The organism is Afifella marina DSM 2698 (assembly GCF_900102695.1).
GTDB lineage: Bacteria > Pseudomonadota > Alphaproteobacteria > Rhizobiales > Afifellaceae > Afifella > Afifella marina.
Genome location: NZ_FMVW01000003.1, coordinates 267,131 through 284,785 on the forward strand (window position 1 = coordinate 267,131; position 17,655 = coordinate 284,785).

At 65.6% G+C, this 17,655-nt stretch carries 11 protein-coding genes; 10 read left to right on the forward strand and 1 reads right to left on the reverse strand.

From position 1 onward, the window contains the following. Positions 1-303 precede the first annotated feature (303 nt). The 10 genes from dnaJ (at position 304) to trxA (ending at position 16,279) form a co-directional block, all read left to right on the forward strand. Positions 304-1,443: a molecular chaperone DnaJ gene (gene dnaJ, locus BLP76_RS09145; protein WP_092811826.1), complete on the forward strand. Its 1,140-nt coding sequence runs from the start codon at positions 304-306 to the stop codon at positions 1,441-1,443. A 202-nt stretch (positions 1,444-1,645) separates the two neighbouring features. Beyond that, positions 1,646-2,119, forward strand: coding sequence for a class I SAM-dependent methyltransferase (locus tag BLP76_RS09150; protein ID WP_170130420.1), 474 nt, complete (start codon positions 1,646-1,648; stop codon positions 2,117-2,119). Then, complete coding sequence (locus tag BLP76_RS09155; RefSeq protein WP_092811830.1) at positions 2,119-2,697, forward strand: NADPH-dependent FMN reductase; 579 nt, start codon at positions 2,119-2,121, stop codon at positions 2,695-2,697. Before BLP76_RS09150 ends, BLP76_RS09155 begins: the two co-directional genes overlap by 1 nt. A 254-nt stretch (positions 2,698-2,951) precedes the next feature. Then, on the forward strand, positions 2,952-4,352 hold the full coding sequence (ahcY, locus tag BLP76_RS09160) for an adenosylhomocysteinase (RefSeq protein ID WP_092811832.1): 1,401 nt from the start codon (positions 2,952-2,954) through the stop codon (positions 4,350-4,352). 169 nt (positions 4,353-4,521) lie between these two features. Then, positions 4,522-6,993, forward strand: a complete 2,472-nt coding sequence (locus BLP76_RS09165) for a PAS domain-containing sensor histidine kinase (RefSeq protein WP_092811834.1) — start codon at positions 4,522-4,524, stop codon at positions 6,991-6,993. Next, positions 6,990-8,513, forward strand: a complete 1,524-nt coding sequence (tsaE, locus tag BLP76_RS09170) for a tRNA (adenosine(37)-N6)-threonylcarbamoyltransferase complex ATPase subunit type 1 TsaE (RefSeq protein WP_092811836.1) — start codon at positions 6,990-6,992, stop codon at positions 8,511-8,513. Before BLP76_RS09165 ends, tsaE begins: the two co-directional genes overlap by 4 nt. A gap of 11 nt (positions 8,514-8,524) precedes the next feature. Continuing rightward, positions 8,525-9,253 (forward strand): nucleotidyltransferase family protein, encoded by a 729-nt coding sequence (locus BLP76_RS09175; protein ID WP_092811838.1) that lies wholly within the window; start codon positions 8,525-8,527, stop codon positions 9,251-9,253. 4 nt (positions 9,254-9,257) lie between these two features. Next, on the forward strand, positions 9,258-12,371 hold the full coding sequence (gene addB / locus BLP76_RS09180; RefSeq protein ID WP_092811840.1) for a double-strand break repair protein AddB: 3,114 nt from the start codon (positions 9,258-9,260) through the stop codon (positions 12,369-12,371). Continuing rightward, positions 12,368-15,907, forward strand: a complete 3,540-nt coding sequence (addA, locus tag BLP76_RS09185; RefSeq protein WP_170130421.1) for a double-strand break repair helicase AddA — start codon at positions 12,368-12,370, stop codon at positions 15,905-15,907. Before addB ends, addA begins: the two co-directional genes overlap by 4 nt. Before the next feature lie 51 nt (positions 15,908-15,958). Continuing rightward, the gene (gene trxA / locus BLP76_RS09190; RefSeq protein ID WP_092811844.1) at positions 15,959-16,279 is read left to right on the forward strand and encodes a thioredoxin; all 321 of its coding nucleotides are present in this window, start codon (positions 15,959-15,961) and stop codon (positions 16,277-16,279) included. A gap of 63 nt (positions 16,280-16,342) precedes the next feature. Here the strand turns inward: trxA and BLP76_RS09195 are convergent, their stop codons facing one another. Beyond that, complete coding sequence (locus BLP76_RS09195; RefSeq protein WP_092811846.1) at positions 16,343-17,653, reverse strand: bifunctional folylpolyglutamate synthase/dihydrofolate synthase; 1,311 nt, start codon at positions 17,651-17,653, stop codon at positions 16,343-16,345. Positions 17,654-17,655: the final 2 nt, after the last annotated feature.

Consider the following 17,655-nt stretch of genomic DNA (forward strand, 5'->3'; position numbering starts at 1 on the left):
GCCCAGTCCATGGCCATTGCTGCAATCCTCGCCGCGACTTCTCCCTTCCGCTGTATCTTTCGTGCGGATGGCGGAGAAAATCGCGCGGGAACGCCGCAGGGAAAGCGTCTTTGCTTTTCGTCGGCTTGGCGGGCATCACGATTTGCAGTGGTAAATAAAAGCAATCGGCGCAACCTGCGCCCGTCTCGCATTGCAGCCGTCCGGCGCGCCCGCTACACGCAGGGAAAGCGCAGCCGCGGCAAATTCGCATTGCGGCCGGTGGGGGTTGTGCCTTTCGCATCAATCAAGAGGAGCGCCTGAGCCGTGGCCAAGCGCGACTATTACGAAGTTCTGGGGGTTGGCCGAGAGGCCGACGAGAAGGCTCTCAAATCAGCCTTTCGCAAAATGGCCATGCAATACCATCCGGATCGCAATCCGGGTGATGAAGAGGCCGAACATCGCTTCAAGGAAATCGGCGAAGCCTACGAGGTGCTGCGCGACCCGCAAAAGCGCGCCGCCTACGATCGTTTCGGCCATCAGGCCTTCGAGAACGGCGGCTTCGGCCGCGGTGGCGGCGCCGGTGCCGGGGCTGCAGGCTTCGGATCCTTCTCCGACATCTTCGACGATATCTTCGGTGAGTTCATGGCCGGCGGACGCCGCTCCGGCGGACGCGAGCGCGGTTCCGATCTCAGATACAATCTCGAAGTCACGCTCGAAGAAGCGTTCAACGGCAAGACGGTGGAGATCGAAGTTCCGACCTCCGTCACCTGCGACGTGTGCTCGGGTTCCGGCGCGAAGCCAGGCTCTTCGCCGACCACCTGCCCCACCTGCCGCGGCGCCGGACGCATCCGCGCCACACAGGGCTTCTTCCAGATTCAGCAGACCTGCCCGACCTGCCATGGCCGCGGCACCGTCATTTCCGACCCTTGCAACAAGTGCTCGGGCTCCGGCCGGCTTTCGGAGCGGCGTACCCTGTCCGTCAACATTCCCGCCGGCATCGAGGACGGCACGCGCATCCGGCTTGCCGGCGAGGGAGAGGCGGGTCTCAGAGGCGGACCGGCGGGGGATCTCTATATTTTCCTGTCGATCAAGCCGCACGAGTTCTTCCAGCGCGACGGCGCCGACATTTTCTGCCGCGTGCCGGTGTCCTTCACCACGGCCGCGCTTGGCGGTCAGTTCGAAGTGCCGACGGTCGAAGGCGGGCGCACGCGCGTGCGGGTGCCGGAGGGGACCCAGACCGGCAAGCAGTTCCGCCTCAAGGGCAAGGGCATGCCGATCCTGCGCTCGCGCAATTTCGGCGACATGTATGTGCAGATCGTCGTCGAAACGCCACAGAACCTGTCGCGGCGCCAACGCGAGATCCTTGAGGAATTCGAAAAGGCGCAGTCGGAAGACAACAATCCCGAATCGACGGGTTTCTTTGCCCGGGTGAAGGATTTTCTGGAATCCCTCGGCGACACATAAGTTTCATGGAAATGCCTGAAATGGGGGAAGCGGCGCATTACTTTATGAGTGCCGTGACAAAAGCATGAAAGGTCGAAAAATGGTCCAAACGGGGACGCCTCTAGCGGAACGGATCGAAGACGAATTCCGCTTCTTCAAGACTTGGGCCCAACGCCCTTTGAAAATGGGGGCGGTTTCGCCGTCCAGTCGAGCCTTCGCCCGCATGATGATCAAGCACGGCCGGCCCGACCCGGAGGGCTGGACATTGGAACTCGGGCCCGGCACCGGCGTCATCACCGAGGAGCTCATCCGCTCCGGCATTCCCCAGGAACGCCTCGTCTGCGTGGAGTTCGAGCAGCATTTCTATGAGCTGCTGAAGAAGCGCTTCCCGAGGGTCAATCTCATCCGCGGCGATGCTTTCGACCTTCAGAACACCCTCGGCGAGTTCGCCGACACCAAGTTTTCCGCCGTCCTCTCCGGCGTTCCCGTGCTCCTCATTCCCGAAGAGAAGCGGCGCCGTTTCATCGAAGACTGCCTGTCGCGCGTGCGCCCCGGCGGAAACCTGACGCAGCTTTCTTACTCCTTCACCTCGCCGCAGAAATCCGTGCCCGGCTCCTTCACGGTGGAGAAGTCGCCGTGGGTCGCCTTCAACCTACCTCCCGGGCGCGTCTGGATCTTCGAAAAAGAGGCTGCCTGATGGCCATTCGGGTGCTGGTGCTGCCGGGCTCGCTCAGCTCCGGTTCACTCAACACCCGGCTTGCCGCAGCCGCCACCAAGACGCTCGCCCTTCGCGGCGCGGAGGTGACGCGGGTATCGCTCGGCGATTACCCTTTGCCGTTCTACGAGGGCGATGTGGACTTGCGGGGTGGCGTCCCGGAGAAAGCCCGCGCCCTTGCCAGGCAATTGCGGGCGCACGATGCCGTCTTGATCGTAAGCCCGGAAGACAATGCGGGCATCCCGGCCGTGTTGAAAAATGCCATCGACTGGATGGGCCGGGAGGACGTGAAGTCCTTCCGCGACCGCGTCTTCGCACTCGCATCGGCGTCGAGCGACCCGTTCGGCGGTCTTTGCGGGCTCCTCGCCCTGCGGCAGGTGCTCGAGGCGAGCGCGCTCGGCGCTCTCGTGATCCCCGAGCATTTTCTTCTGCCGGACGCCGAGAACGCCTTCGACGAGCGCGAGGAGCTGAAGGATCGTACGGCATCGCGGCGCCTCGACGGCGTACTTCAGGCGTTGATGCAGCGTGGCGCCGCTCTCAAGCTCGCCCGTGAAAGCTGAACTGGGGTTCGCCCGATGCAAGGCTCGGCAAGTTTTGCGGGACCTTCGCAGGCGTCGAGACTGCGCCGCGAAAAGCCCGTATCTGCTGCCGTTTTCGTATCGGGGCAGGCTCCGCCAGCTTTTGCGAGACAGCCCCACGCAGGTTCCCTATCGTCAACTGGCGGTCGAGAGGCGGAGCGCCTGCGACTTGCTGGCCTCTGCCCACCATGGTAACCGCGCGCCAAGCAACTGATCTTCCACAATCCGAGAACCGCATGTCCCAGAACGAAGATTTCATCGTCAAAGATCTTTCGCTGGCCGATTGGGGCCGCAAAGAAATCGAAATCGCCGAGACCGAAATGCCGGGCCTCATGGCGCTTCGCGAGGAGTTTGGCGAATCGAAGCCCCTCAAGGGAGCACGCATCGCCGGCTCGCTGCATATGACGATCCAGACGGCGGTCCTCATCGAGACGCTGGTCGCACTCGGCGCCGAAGTGCGCTGGGCCTCGTGCAACATCTACTCGACGCAGGACCACGCAGCCGCCGCCATCGCGGCGGCCGGCATTCCGGTCTATGCGATCAAGGGCGAGACGCTTCCCGAATATTGGGATTACGCCGACCGCATCTTCGAATGGCCGAACGGCGAAACCGCCAACATGATCCTCGACGACGGCGGCGATGCGACGTTGCTCGTCCTCCTCGGCGCCCGCGCCAAGGACGATCCGTCCCTCATCTCCGATCCTCAGAACGAAGAGGAAGAGGCGCTCTATGCCGTGATCAAGCGCCGGCTGGAGAAGGACCCCGAATGGTTCGTGAAGGTGCGGAGCGCCATCCGCGGCGTCTCGGAAGAGACCACGACGGGCGTCATGCGCCTCTACGACCTGCAGCGCAAAGGCCTCCTTCCCTTCCCGGCCTTCAACGTCAACGACAGCGTGACGAAGTCGAAGTTCGACAACAAATACGGTTGCCGTGAATCGCTCGTCGACGGCATCCGTCGCGCCACCGACGTGATGATGGCCGGCAAGGTCGCTCTCGTCTGCGGTTACGGCGATGTCGGCAAGGGCTCGGCCCAGTCCCTCCGTGGCGCCGGCGCCCGGGTGAAGGTCACGGAAGTCGATCCGATCTGCGCCCTGCAGGCGGCTATGGACGGCTTTGAGGTCGTCACGCTCGACGAGGCGGCCCCGGAGGCCGACATCTTCGTCACCGCCACCGGCAACAAGGACGTCATCACGCTCGACCATATGCGCGCCATGAAGGACATGGCGATCGTCGGCAATATCGGTCACTTCGACAACGAAATTCAGGTCAGCGCACTGCGCAACCTGACATGGACCAATATCAAGCCGCAGGTCGACATGATCGAGTTCCCGGACGGCAAGCGGATGATCCTCTTGTCGCAGGGGCGTCTCCTCAATCTCGGCAACGCCACCGGCCATCCGAGCTTCGTCATGTCCGCCTCCTTCACCAATCAGGTGCTGGCGCAAATCGAATTGTGGACGAAGTCGGATAAGTACGAGAACCAGGTCTACGTGCTGCCCAAGCATCTCGACGAAAAGGTTGCTTCTCTGCACCTCAAGAAGCTCAACATCACGCTGACCAAGCTGCGGCCGGATCAGGCGGAATATATCGGCGTGTCGCCGGATGGGCCGTTCAAGGCCGACCATTACCGCTACTGATCCGTTTCAACGAAGCGCTTCATCGGGCCGGTCGCTCCCCAGCGGCCGGCCCGATTGTTTTATTAACTCGCGGTAACCTTTTCGACTTTCGGCGAAGCGGGTAAGGTACGATTCGGGTGTGAATGCCGGGGCGGTCACCCGGTATCAAGCAGACGTGGCGGAGACGATATTGAACCGGCAGGCCCGGCACAGAGCGATTCGAGCTTCGGGCAGGCTCATCCCCGGCGTCGCGACCGCCGCCCTGTTCGCCTTTTCCGCCGATAGTGCGTTCGCCCAACCGCTTTTCGGAGAAGGAACGGGTTTTTCCCAGATTCTCTGGCTCGCCATTACGGCGGGCTTCGCCGGTGCCGCCGCGATTGCGCTATCGCTCCTGTTGCGGCGCGACCGCGACAACGGCCTTGCCGCCGCGCAGCAGCAAATCGCCCGGCTCAAGCAGGCGCTCGATCGCTCCGAAGCGCTTCTTGCCAGCGACGACCAGAAAACCCTGTGCTGGAGCCGGCCCGACGCGGCCGCAGACGTTCATGGCACGTTGCCGGAGCATGTCGGCGCGCCGACCTCCGGAGAGCTCTTCCTCGATTTCTTTTCCTGGCTCGAACCGCGCAGCGCCGAAGAGCTGCAATGGGCTCTCGATCAGCTCTGGAAGACGGGCGAAGCCTTCCATCTCTCGCTGCGCACTCAGACCGACTGCTTTTTGGAGGCGAACGGGCGCACCAGCGGCCCCCGCGTCATTTTGCGCCTGCGCGAGCTGACCGGCGAACGCCGCTCGTTCGCGGAGTTGAAAGAACAGGCGGGCGTCGTCATCGCCGAAATGACGGCGCTGCGCAGCCTCGCCGAAGCGCTGCCTTTCCCGCTGTGGCGCCGCAATCAGCACGGCCGGCTCAGCTGGGCGAATTCCGCCTATGTTCAGGCCGTGGGCGCGTCCGATCTCACCATGGTGACGACGCGTGGCACGGAATTGCTGGAGCCGGCGACGCGCGGCGCCGTGCGCGAGGCGCACCGCGACGGTGCCCATTTCCATTCGGTTGCCCCGGTCGACATTGCCGGGGCCGAAAAGCAGATGGAAATCTTCGACATCAAGGTCGAGAACGGCACGATCGGTCTTGCCATCGACGTGACCGAAGTCGAGACCGCGCGCCAGGAGCTCAAACAGAATATCGAGGTCAACTCCCGGCTCCTCGACCAGCTTTCGACGGCCATCGCGGTGTTCGACGGCGAGGCGCGGCTGCAATTCGCCAATGCCGCCTTCCGGGCTTTGTGGGATCTGCCGGCGCGCTTTCTTGCAACCGGGACCGAAGAGGGCGTCCTCCTCGACCAGATTCGGGCCGAGCGACGCCTGCCGGAACAGGCGAATTATCGCGAATGGCGGCGCCAGCATCTTGAGCATTACGCCGATCCGCAGCCGCGCGAGGAAATGTGGCACCTGCCCGACCGGCGCTCCTTCCGTATGATCGCGACGCCCAACCAGCAGGGCGGCTTCACCTATATCTACGAGAACGTCACCGAGCGCCTGTCCCTGGAAAGCCGGGTCAACGCCCTGTCGCGCATGCAGGGAGAGACGCTCGACCACCTGACCGAGGCCGTCGGCGTCTTCGGCTCGGACGGGAGGCTCAGGCTCTACAATCCCGTGCTCGCCGAGATGTGGCAGCTGTCACCGGACTTCCTTAAGGAAGAGCCGCATATCTCGACCCTCATCGGGCATTGGATGCTGTTCTTCCCCGAGCAGGGCGCCTGGACGAAGATCTCCAACGCCATCACGCGGATGGAGGCGGCCGAGAGCCTCGCGGGGCGGATGGAACGGCGCAACGGCTCCATCATCGAATATTCCACCGTCCCGTTGCCGCAGGGCATGACGCTGCTCACCTTCGCCGACGTGACGGAGAAGGCGGAGGCGCATCGCTTCCTGGAGGAACGCAACAGGCTGCTTGAGGAGACGGACCGGCTGAAATCCGATTTCATCCAGCACGTCTCCTACGAGCTGCGCTCGCCGCTCACATCCATCATCGGCTTCGCGCAGATCCTGGCCGCCGGCGCCGCGGGCGAGCTCAACGCTCAGCAGCGCGAATATATGGACCACATCGCGCAATCCTCAGATTCGCTCCTCGTCCTCATCAACAACATCCTCGATCTCGCCACCGTCGATGCGGGCATCATGGAGCTCGAGATCGACGAGGTGGATATCAGCGAAGTCGTGCACGGTGCCGTCGTCGGCGTGCGCGACCGCATCGAGGAGAAGGACATCGACCTGTTCATCCAGGCCGACGAGACGCTTGGGCATTTCCGCGCCGACGCATCGCGCGTGCGCCAGATCCTCTACAATCTTCTTTCCAACGCCATCAATTTCTCGCCGCCGGGAAGCCGCGTGGAAATCCGCGCGCAGCGCCAGGACGGTTCCGTCGTCTTCGTCGTGCGCGACCAGGGGCCAGGCATTCCGCCGGAGATCCGCGACGACGTCTTCGAACCCTTCGAGGGCACGGCACCTGAAGGCGGCCGGCGCGGCGCCGGCCTCGGCCTGTCGATCGTCAAGCGGCTCGTCGAACTGCATCAAGGCGACATCGCCATCGATTCCGAACCTGGCGAAGGCACTACGAGCTGGGTGCGCCTGCCTGCCGATATCAGCAAGGCTCAAGAAGCCGCCGAATGACTGGCGGGGACGCGAGCGAGCTGACGGGGGCGGCGGCTGGGCCAGACTTCAGGCTGCACCTCCAAGACGAAGCGGCGACGGACCGGCTCGCGGAAGATTTCGCGGCCGCTGCAAGACCCGGCGATCGCATCCTCCTTTCGGGCGATCTCGGCAGCGGCAAGACGAGTTTCGCGCGCGCCTTCATCCGCAGCCTGGCGGGCGATCCCTCCTTCGAAGTGCCGAGCCCGACCTTCCCGCTCCGCATCGATTATCCGTTCGCACGCTTTCCGGTCGTGCATGCCGATCTTTACCGGCTGGGGGCCCCAGACGAGGCGGAGGAGATCGGGCTTTTCGACCTTGCAGACGACACCGTGCTTCTCGCCGAATGGCCTGAGCTCGGCGACCTTGCCTGGCCAGATGCCGCCACTCTCAGTTTTGCACTCGCAACCGAAGGACGCGACGTTGTGATCGCGGCCGGGGGCGACTGGGGCGAGCGGCTGACACGCAGCTTCGCGATCCGCCGATTTCTCGATCGCTCGGGACGAGCCGGCGCCACACGCAATCCGATCCTCGGCGATGCGTCCGGGCGCAGTTACGAGCGTATCGTAAACGGCGCCGAGGCGATCTTGATGAATGCGCCCGCCCGCCCCGAGGGACCGGCGGTGTGGCAGGGCAAGAGTTACGACGCGGTGGCGCATCGGGCGCGCGATCTCTCAGCCTTCCTCAAGGTCGGTTCGCTGCTTGCTGAACGCGGCGTGCGGGTGCCGGAGGTCCTGGCGCAGGATGTGAGCGACGGGCTGCTTCTGGTGGAAGATTTCGGCAGCGAGGCGATCATCACCGCCGAACGGCGCCCGCTCATGGAGCGCTATGAAGCCTCGGTCGACCTTCTCCTGCGCCTGCATCTTTGCGAGAACTCCGCGGACGCTTCGCCATCTCGCAGTGCCGGCGCGCCCGATTTGCCGCCCTACGACACCGACGCGCTTCTCATCGAGACGGCCCTCTTCGCCGAGCATTTCGCCGGGCGCGAGGCGGGGCCGGAGATGAGCGAAGCGGCGCGCGATGAGTTTCTGGCGCTCTGGCGCACGCTCTTCGAAAGTCTTGCGGGCCGCGAGCAGGTGATCGTGCTGCGCGATTATCATTCGCCGAACATCATCTGGCGCAAAGAGGCCGACGGGACCGACCGGGTCGGCGTCATCGATTTCCAGGACGCTCTGTTGGGCGATCCCGCCTATGATGTCGCATCGCTCGCACAGGATGTGCGCGTCGACATCGACGAGGCGGAGGAGGAGCTGCTCGTCGCGCGGTATATCCGAGGCCGCCGCGCCGCAGATCCCGCCTTCGACGAGGCGCCCTTCCGCGATGCCTATGCCATTCTCGGCGCACAACGTGCCACGAAAGTGCTCGGGGCCTTCGCGCGGCTTGCACACGAGGGCAAGCCGGCCTATCGCAGCCATATCCCGCGCATCCGCGCGCGGCTCCGTCGCAGCCTCGACAGGCCGGTTCTGTCGGAGCTTCGCCGGTGCTATGACCCCTATCTCTGATCGTTTCGGAGTTGCCGCACTTGGCCGTTCTCTCCACCGCCATGGTGCTGTCCGCTGGCTACGGCCGGCGTATGCGCCCGCTTTCCACCACCACGCCCAAACCTCTGATCGAGGTCGCGGGCAAGGCTCTCATCGACCATTGCCTTGACGGCCTCGCGGCCGCCGGCATCGAGAAGGCCGTCGTCAACGTCCATTACATGGCGGACCTCGTTGAGGCGCATCTCGGACGCCGGCGCGCGCCCAAGACCGTCGTCTCCGACGAACGCGCAAAGCTTCTCGATACGGGGGGCGGCTGCCTCAAGGCCCTGCCGCTTCTGGGCGAGGGCCCGTTTCTCCTGCGCAATTGCGATTCCTTCTGGCTCGAAGGCGTGCGCCCCAATCTCGATTGGCTGATCAGCGGCTGGAACGACGAGGAGATGGACGGGCTTCTCCTCCTCGCCTCGACCGTCGCCTCGGCCGGCTATTGGGGCACCGGCGATTTCATGCTCGGCAAGGACGGGCGCCTGACGCGCCGGGCCGAGCGGACGGTGGCGCCCTTTGCCTATGCGGGGGCTGCGATCCTGTCGCCCCGGCTCTTCCGCGATCCGCCCGGAGAGGTCTTCTCTCTCAACGCGCTTTTCGATCGCGCCCTGGAAGAAGGCCGGCTTTTCGGCGTGCAGCTCGACGGTCTGTGGATCAACGTGGAAAACCCGGAGGCCGTCAAAGCCGCAGAAATGGCCATTCTGGAGAGCGCCGCCTGAACCGATGACGACAAACGCCGGCAAGCAGGACCGACCACACGTTTACACACTGCCTGCCGGTGTCGCCTTTCTCGATGAGCTGGTGGAGGCGCTCTATGACGGGCGTCTTCCCGGTGCCGGGCGTTTCGACGATCCGCTGGCGCTCGCGGATCTCACGCTTTATCTGCCGACGCGCCGCGCCGCCCGCGCCATCCGCGGCAGCTTTCTCGCCCGCAGCCGCGCCGGCATCATTCTACCGAAGATCCGCACGCTCGGCGATCTTGACGAAGACGAGCCGCTCAGCGCGCTCGATGGGCTCGATGCGGAGGATTTGTCCCGACCGGTGATGGCACCGCTTTCCCGGCAATTGATTCTGACGCGGCTCGTGCTCGGCTGGTCGGGCGCGATCGCGCGGCAGAAGGCGGGTCTCGGCGACGAGCCGTCGCTCATCCCGGCATCGCCCGCCGATGCGGCGCGCCTCGCCGCCTCACTCGCAACCCTTCTCGACGATGTCGGCCTTGCGCCGGAGCGCTGGCAGGCGCTCGGCCAACTCGCGCCCGACGATCTCGCCCGCTACTGGCAGATCACCCAGGAATTCCTGAAGATCATCTCGGAAGCCTGGCCTGCTATCTTGGTCGAGCGCGGCCTCGCCGATCCGGGCGCGCAGCGCGACCTGCTTCTGCGGGCAGAGGCGCACCGTCTCGCCGAGCGGGGATCGAATGGCCCAGTGATTGCAGCCGGCTCCACCGGCTCGGTGCCGGCAACGGCGGAGCTCCTTGCCGTCATCGCCCGCCTGCCGAACGGCGCCGTCGTACTGCCGGGTCTCGATCAGGATCTCGATGCGGCCGGATGGGAGGCGATCGGCGATGCGCGCAACGACCCCGCCGATGCCGGTCATCCGCAATTCGGGCTGAAGAAGCTGCTCAAAAGCCTAGGCTGCGTGCGCGAGGAGGTCATCCCGCTCGCATCCGCCCCCGTTGGCCTCAGCCGGCGTATGCGCTTCGTTTCGGACGCGCTCCGGCCGGCCGCCACCACCGATATCTGGGCAGAGACGGTGCCTGCAGCTGAGGCTCTCGCTGACGCGCTCGACCACGTCGCGCTGATCGAGGCCGCCGAAGAGCGAGAGGAGGCCTTGGCGGCTGCGCTCGTCCTGCGCCGGGCCGTGGAAGAGGGGCAAACCGCCGCCCTCATCACGCCAGACAGGGCACTCGCCCGCCGCGTCTCTGCCATGCTGGAACGCTGGCAGATCCGCGTCGACGATTCCGGCGGCATGCCGCTGTCGCTGACACCGCCCGGCATCCTGGCGCGGCTCATCGCGGAGGTGGCCTGGCGCGGTGCAGCCGCGATCCCGCTTCTCGCACTTCTCAAACACCCGCTCGCTCGCTTCGGCTGGCCGGCAGGGCGCGTGCGACACGCCGCCCGTGTCCTGGAACGTGCCGTGCTGCGCGGCCCCGTCCTTGCCGAAGGTCTGGCGCCGCTTCAGCGCACCTTCCACAAACGCCGTGCCGAGTGGCTGGCGAAGGAGGCACGAAGCGCGGCCCTCAACGGGCTCGAAGAGCGCGATTGGGACGAAGCGGAGGCACTTTTAGGCGAGCTCCTGGCTGCGCTTCAGCCCATGCTGGACGTGCCGAGAGAGGCGCCCTTCTCCACACTCCTCGAGGCGCATGTGGCGGCACTCTCAGCCATCGCACGCGACGAGGAGAGCGGCCCTGGCGAGCTGTGGCAGGACGAGGCGGGCGAGGGCATGGCCGCGCGCCTCGACGCGCTCACGGAGGCGGCGCCCGAGGGTCCGGAGCTTTTCTGCGGCGATTATCCGGCACTTTTCGAGGCGTTGATTGCCGATGTCCGGGTGCGCCGGCGTGGCGGCAACGATCCGCGCGTGCACATCTGGGGTGCGCTCGAAGCCCGTTTGCAAAATGTCGACGTCGCCATTCTCGGGGGGCTCAACGAGGGCGTCTGGCCGCGGCCTTCGCAGAGCGATCCATTTCTCTCTCGGCTGATGGCGGCCTCGATCGGGCTCGATCCGCCGGAGCGTCGGCTCGGCCTTTCCGCCCACGATTTCTATCAAGCGCTCGGGCATCCACAGCTCTATCTCAGTCGCTCGCTGCGGCAGGGTGCCGAACCGATGGTGCCGTCGCGCTGGCTGCAACGGTTGACCGCTCGTGCGGGCGAGGGCGCAACAGACGCATTGCGGGCACGCGGCGACGAGATTTTGGGCATGACCCGTCTTATCGATCGGCCGGAGACGAGTATTTCGCTCGCCGCCCCGGAGCCGCGGCCGCCGCTCACCGCCCGCCCCAAACGGCTTTCCGTCACGCGCATCGAAACGCTCATTCGCGATCCTTATGCGATCTACGCGCAATATGTGCTGGGCCTCTCCGCCTTCGAGGAGATCGCCTCGCCCGCCGGCGCGGCTGAGCGCGGCATGCTGATCCACGACATTTTGGAGAGATTCATCAAAGAGCGCCCCGCCGGCCCTTATGACGAAGCGGCGAAGACGCACCTTGCCGAGGCGGGCAGCGCAGCTTTTGCGGCCTACGAGGATTGGCCGGAAGTGGCGGCACTGTGGTGGCCGCGCTTTCAACGCATCGCCGATTGGTTCCTCGCCCAGGAGCGCGGCCGCATGGAGGTCCAGAAACGGCATGTGGAAGCGACGGGCGACTGGGCCCTCAGCCCGGAATTCCGCCTGACGGGTCGGGCCGACCGCATCGATCTTCTGGACGACGGGCGGCTTGCCATCATCGACTACAAGACCGGCACGCCGCCAAGTGCCAAGGCGGTCCTATCGATCAGCCCGCAATTGCCGCTCGAGGCGCTGATGGCGCGGCGCGGCGCCTTCAAAGACACGCCGTCCGGCGAAACCGCCGAACTCCTCTATTACCATCTCTCCGGCCGTGGCGAAGGCGGGCAGGTGCACGCGCGCGGCTTCCGCAAGCCGACGAAAAGCGAGCCGGGCGTCAGCCTGGAGGAATGCCTGCGCGCGACGGAAGACAAACTCATCGCGCTCATTGCGCATTTTGCGCAGGCCGAGACGCCTTATCTTTCCAACCGCGTGCCGCGCTCGGAGCGAGAATTCGGCAGCGATTACGACCATCTTGCCCGCATCGGGGAATGGTCGCTCGGCGAGGGCGAGGAATGAAGCGTCCGGCGAGCCCCACCGAACGCCAGCAGTGGCAAGCCTCCGATCCCGCCGCCTCGGCCTGGGTCGCCGCCAATGCCGGTTCCGGCAAGACGCATGTCCTCACCCAGCGCGTCGTCCGCCTGCTGCTTGCCGGAGCCGATCCCGCCGCGATCGTCTGCCTTACCTACACCAAGGCCGCGGCGGCGGAGATGTCGGGCCGAGTCTTCAAGATGCTCGGCGAATGGGCGACGCTCCCAGACGCAGAGCTGATGGAGGCGATCTCCAGAAGCCAGGGCGAGACGCCACGGCCTGAAACGCTGACGCGGGCACGCCGGCTCTTTGCGCAGGCGCTGGAGACGCCGGGCGGCCTCAACATCCAGACGATCCACGCGTTTTGCGAGCGGATCCTGCACCAATTCCCTTTCGAGGCGAATGTCCCGGGGCATTTCGAGGTGCTGGACGAGACGGCGGCCGAGGGGCTTCTCCTCGAAGCGCGGCAAGCGGTGCTGCGCGCCGCCAAAGCGGACGGTTCCCGCATAGGTACCGCCTTCACCCGGCTTGCAACCTTGAGATCCGATCAGGACATCGAGGCGGCGCTGGCGGCAGTTGTGACCGAGCGGGACCGGCTGGAGCGATGGATCGCGTGGGCGGCGAGGAAACCCCACGCCCCCTCCGAGGACATCGACGGTGCGATTGCCGATCTCCGGCGCCGACTGGGGCTCAAAGACGATGAGAGCGAAGAGGCGCTGTGCACGGAGATCTGCCGCGCCTCGGGCTGGGCATCGCGAGATTGCCGAAGCTTGTGCGATGCCCTTTCGGCGGAGGCAGCCAACCGCACCGACGAGGGCGCACGAACCGCGCTGGAAGCGATCCTCGCCCATGAGGGCGGACCGCTCGAAGCCGATTTTCGCGCCGCCTTCTTTCTGACCGCAAAGCCGGAGGGCTGGTCCCCCCGCAGCGAGAGCCGGCGGTTTTCCGCTGCCTTCCGCCGCAGCCGGGACGGCCTCGACGACCTCTTTTCGGCCGAGGCCGCGCGCCTTCAGCCCTTGCGCGAACGTCTGTCGCTGGCACGCACGGCGGAAGCCACGGAAGCGCTTCTCCTCATCGCAGGCGCCATCCTGCAGCGTTACCGCATCCTCAAGCAGCGGCGTGGCTTCCTCGATTTCTCCGACCTCATCCTGCGCGCCCGCAATCTCCTGCAGCGGCCGGAGGTGGCGGCATGGGTGCAATACAAGTTGGACGCGGGCATCAGCCATCTGCTCGTCGACGAGGCGCAGGACACCTCTCCCGACGCCTGGGCGATCGTTGAGCGGCTGGCGGAAGAATTCTTCGCCGGCGAGAGCGCCGAACGTCGGCCGCGAACGCTTTTTGCCGTCGGAGACGACAAGCAATCGATCTACGGTTTCCAGGGCGCCGAACCGCGGCTTCTTGCCGAGCTCGGCCGCAAATTCAAAGACCGCGCCGTGGCGGCGGCGCAGGAGTTTCGCGCCGTCTCGCTCGGCGTCTCCTTCCGCTCCACGCAGGCGGTGCTCGACGCGGTCGACACCGTCTTCGACGGGCCACTCTCCGAACGGGTGACGCGTCTCGGCTATCAGCGGCATCAGGCCTATCGGCAGAATGTGCCAGGACGCGTCGAGGTCTGGCCGCGCATCGTCCGGCCGAAAGGCGAAATGCCTGAGGATTGGTGGCAGCCCTTCGACGCGCCGGCGGAATCTGAACGCAAGCTCGCAGAAGAGATCGCCGACGAGGTCGCGGCCCTGCTTCACCCTGAGGCACGGCTTCCCTCCGGCAAGGCGATCTCCGCCGGCGAGATCATGATCCTGACGCGCAAGCGCGGCAGTTTCGCGCGCGCCATGGTGCGGGCACTCAAAGCCCGCAACCTGCCGACGGCCGGCGCCGACCGGATCGCACTCGCCGACCACATCATCGTGCAGGACCTCCTGGCGCTCGCCGATGTCGTTCTCCTGCCGGAAGACGATCTGCAGCTTGCGGCGCTCTTGAAATCACCGCTCTTCGGTTTCGACGACGACGATCTGATGGCACTTGCGATCGGGCGCGGCAGGGAGAGCCTTTTCTCACGGCTTCGTGCAAGCGAAGACCCCCGTCACAGTCAGACGGCGGAACGCTTGCGTCATTTGATGGCAATGGCGGACCAGATGCCCCCCTTCGCCTTCTATACGCGCCTCGTCGAGGCCGAGGGGGCGCGCAAAGCCTTCCGAGCCCGGATGGGCAGCGAGGCCGACGACGTGCTCGACCTTTTCCTCTCGGCCGCGCTCAGCCTGGAGCGTGTCGCGCCGCCCGGCCTGCAGGCTCTGGCGGCGGCACTTCGTGAAGGCGGCGGTGACATCAAGCGCGAGCTTTCGGAGACAACGGACGCCGTGCGCGTGATGACCGTGCATGGGGCGAAGGGGCTCGAAGCCGACATCGTCTTCCTCGCCGATACGGGCGGTCAGATCGCGGCACCCCAGCACCGCGACGCGCTCGCCTTCATCGGCGACGACGAGGATCCCGCTTTCATCTGGCGCCAGAGCAAGGAAGACGCGACCCCGCAGCAACGCGAGGTGGAGGCAAAGGAGGCAGAGGCCGCACGCGACGAATATTTCCGGCTCCTCTATGTGGCGATGACGCGGGCGCGCGACGTTCTCTACGTCACAGGTATCAGGGGCGATCGCACACCCAAGGATGGCTGGTACGCGGCGATCCGGAATGCGCTTGCGGCAGAGAAGGATGGGGACGCCGAAGATCCGTCCGACGATGAGCTCGCCGAGCGCATGCACTTCTTTGGGCTGGAACCGGGCGACGGTCCACCGCCCGCGCTCGAAGAGAGGGTGGAGACACCTTCGGTTGCTCCTCCCGTCCTACCGGAATGGGCAGAGCGTCCGGCCGCGCCCGCACCGCGGCCACCGCAGCCGCTTCGTCCCTCCAGTGCACTCGCCGAAGAGGATCCGCCCGACAGCGCACCGGCACCGGTCATTGCCGGACGGAGCGCGGCGATGCGCGCCGCAGCCGGCCGTGGGCGGGCGATCCACCGGCTTTTGCAGTTCATGCCCGACTGGCCGACCGACGAGCGGCAGCGGCGCGGAGAGCTCCTTCTTGCGCGCGACTGGCCGGAGGCCGCGCCCGCGGATGTTGCGGCCGCGCTTTCGGAGGCTGCAGGCGTCCTCGCGCATCCTGACCTTGCCGGGTTCTTCGCATCGGGGAGCCGGGGTGAAGTCTCCCTCGTCGGCGAGATCGCGACGTCCCACGGGACGTTCGCCGTCGGCGGGCGCGTCGACCGCATGGCTGTCACGGAGAGCGTCGTCCTTCTCGCCGATTACAAGACGAGCCTGTCGCCTCCCGCCTCGCTTGCTGCGGTCGACGAAGGGATGATTCGCCAGCTGGCCCTTTACGCGCGTCTTCTCGGGCCTCTTTATCCCGGGCGGAGGGTCCAGGCGGCTCTCGTTTTCACCGCCGGTCCGCGCATTTTCCCGGTGTCTGCCGAGCGTCTCGCCGAAGCGCTCGCACCTCTCGACATCGTGCATGGCAGTCCGTCTTCCGGCACGCCGCTCGCTTGACCGACCCCGAGCCCCTCCCTACGTTCCTGGTGAAATCTCAGGAGAATCTCAATGACCACCGAAACCGTTAGCGACGGCTCCTTCGAGGCCGACGTGCTCAAGTCCGAGACACCCGTCGTCGTCGATTTCTGGGCGGAATGGTGTGGTCCCTGCAAAATGATCGCGCCGCATCTGGAAGAGATCGCGGGCGAAATGCAGGGCAAGGTGAAGATCGCCAAGCTCAATGTCGACGACAATCAGCAGACTGCGATCAAGTACGGCGTGCGCTCCATCCCAACGCTGATCATGTTCAAGGGCGGGGAGCCCGTCGACATGAAGGTCGGCGCGAGCGCCAAGAGCGATCTGCAGAAGTGGATTGCCGGCGCCGCCTGAGCCGCGGCGTTTTCTTCGGCGCCTCCGTTCGATCGGCGGCGCGATGTTTCGACGGCCCTTTGCCTAAACCGGCAGAGGGCCGTTTTCTTTGAGCACCTGCCCTGCGAGATAAAGCGAACCGCAGATCAGGATGCGCGGCGGCTCCGTCGCCATCTCGCCGATCGCCTGCAAGGCGGTCCGCACATCGGGCGCAGAGCGCGCCGGCAGCCCGACCTCGTTGGCACGCACGGCAAGCTCGCGCGGGTCGAAGCCCGCATGTCCTTCGACCGGCACCGTGAAGACGTATTGGGTGAGGCTGTCGAAGGCGGAGAAGAAGCCGTGCGGATCCTTCGTCGTCAGCATGCCGGTGATGAGGAAGAGCGGCTTCGGCGCACGATCGAAGAGCGAGGCCATTTCCGCTGAAATCACCGAGCCGGCAGACGGATTGTGCCCGCCGTCGAGCCAGACCTCGCTCCCGGGAGGAGACGAGGCGACGAGTGGACCTTCGGAAAGACGCTGAAGCCGCGCCGGCCATTGTGCCTCGCGCAGGCCCTGGCCGATCGCTTCGGCGCTGATGTCGACGCCAATGGCCCGGAGTGCCGCGACAGCCGTCCCCGCATTGTCGATCTGATGCTGACCAAGAAGCCGCGGCAAAGGCAGGTCGAGCAATCCGTCCTCGTCCTGATAGACGAGACGGGCGTTTTCGCCGTGCGCAGCCCATTCTTGATTGTGGCGGAACGGAACGGCATGCGCCGCTTCCGCCTCGAGGCCGAGGAGCGCCATCACATGCTCGTCCTGGCGGCCAATGACGGCGGGTGCGCCAGCCTTCAGAATGCCCGCCTTCTCCATGGCGATCTCGGCGATTTCGGTGCCGAGGAACTCCGCATGGTCGAGGCTGATTGAGGTGACGACGGAAGCGAGCGGCCTGGCGATCACATTGGTCGCGTCAAAGCGACCGCCGAGCCCGACCTCGATCAAGGCGAAATCGGCAGGCCGTTCGGCAAAGAGCTTGAAGGCGATGGCCGTGGTGATCTCGAAGAAGGTGATCGGCTCGCCGGCATTCGCCTCGCGTACGGCCTCGATCGCATCCATGAGCGTCACGTCATCGACCAGCTGGCCGCCCCCCGCCGCGCCCAGCCTGATGCGCTCGTTGAAGCGCACGAGATGCGGCGAGGTGTAGACATGCGCCGTCTTGCCGGACGCCTCCAGCATGGCGCGCAGAAACGTGACGACGGAGCCTTTGCCGTTGGTGCCCGCGACATGGATGACCGGGGGCAGTCGCTCCTGCGGGTTGCCGAGGCGCTCAAGCAGCCGGGCGATGCGCTCAAGCGAGAGATCGATACGCTTCGGGTGCAGCGCCAGAAGCGCTTCAAGTCTCTCTTCGAGTGAGGCCATCT

Coding starts and splice junctions, on each gene's coding strand:
- BLP76_RS09155 (WP_092811830.1), top strand. CDS start 2,119: ATGGCCATTCGGGTGCTGGTGCTGCCGGGCTCGCTCAGCTCCGGTTCA.
- BLP76_RS09150 (WP_170130420.1), top strand. CDS start 1,646: ATGATGATCAAGCACGGCCGGCCCGACCCGGAGGGCTGGACATTGGAA.
- ahcY (WP_092811832.1), top strand. CDS start 2,952: ATGTCCCAGAACGAAGATTTCATCGTCAAAGATCTTTCGCTGGCCGAT.
- addB (WP_092811840.1), top strand. CDS start 9,258: ATGACGACAAACGCCGGCAAGCAGGACCGACCACACGTTTACACACTG.
- trxA (WP_092811844.1), top strand. CDS start 15,959: ATGACCACCGAAACCGTTAGCGACGGCTCCTTCGAGGCCGACGTGCTC.
- BLP76_RS09195 (WP_092811846.1), bottom strand. CDS start 17,653: ATGGCCTCACTCGAAGAGAGACTTGAAGCGCTTCTGGCGCTGCACCCG.
- tsaE (WP_092811836.1), top strand. CDS start 6,990: ATGACTGGCGGGGACGCGAGCGAGCTGACGGGGGCGGCGGCTGGGCCA.
- addA (WP_170130421.1), top strand. CDS start 12,368: ATGAAGCGTCCGGCGAGCCCCACCGAACGCCAGCAGTGGCAAGCCTCC.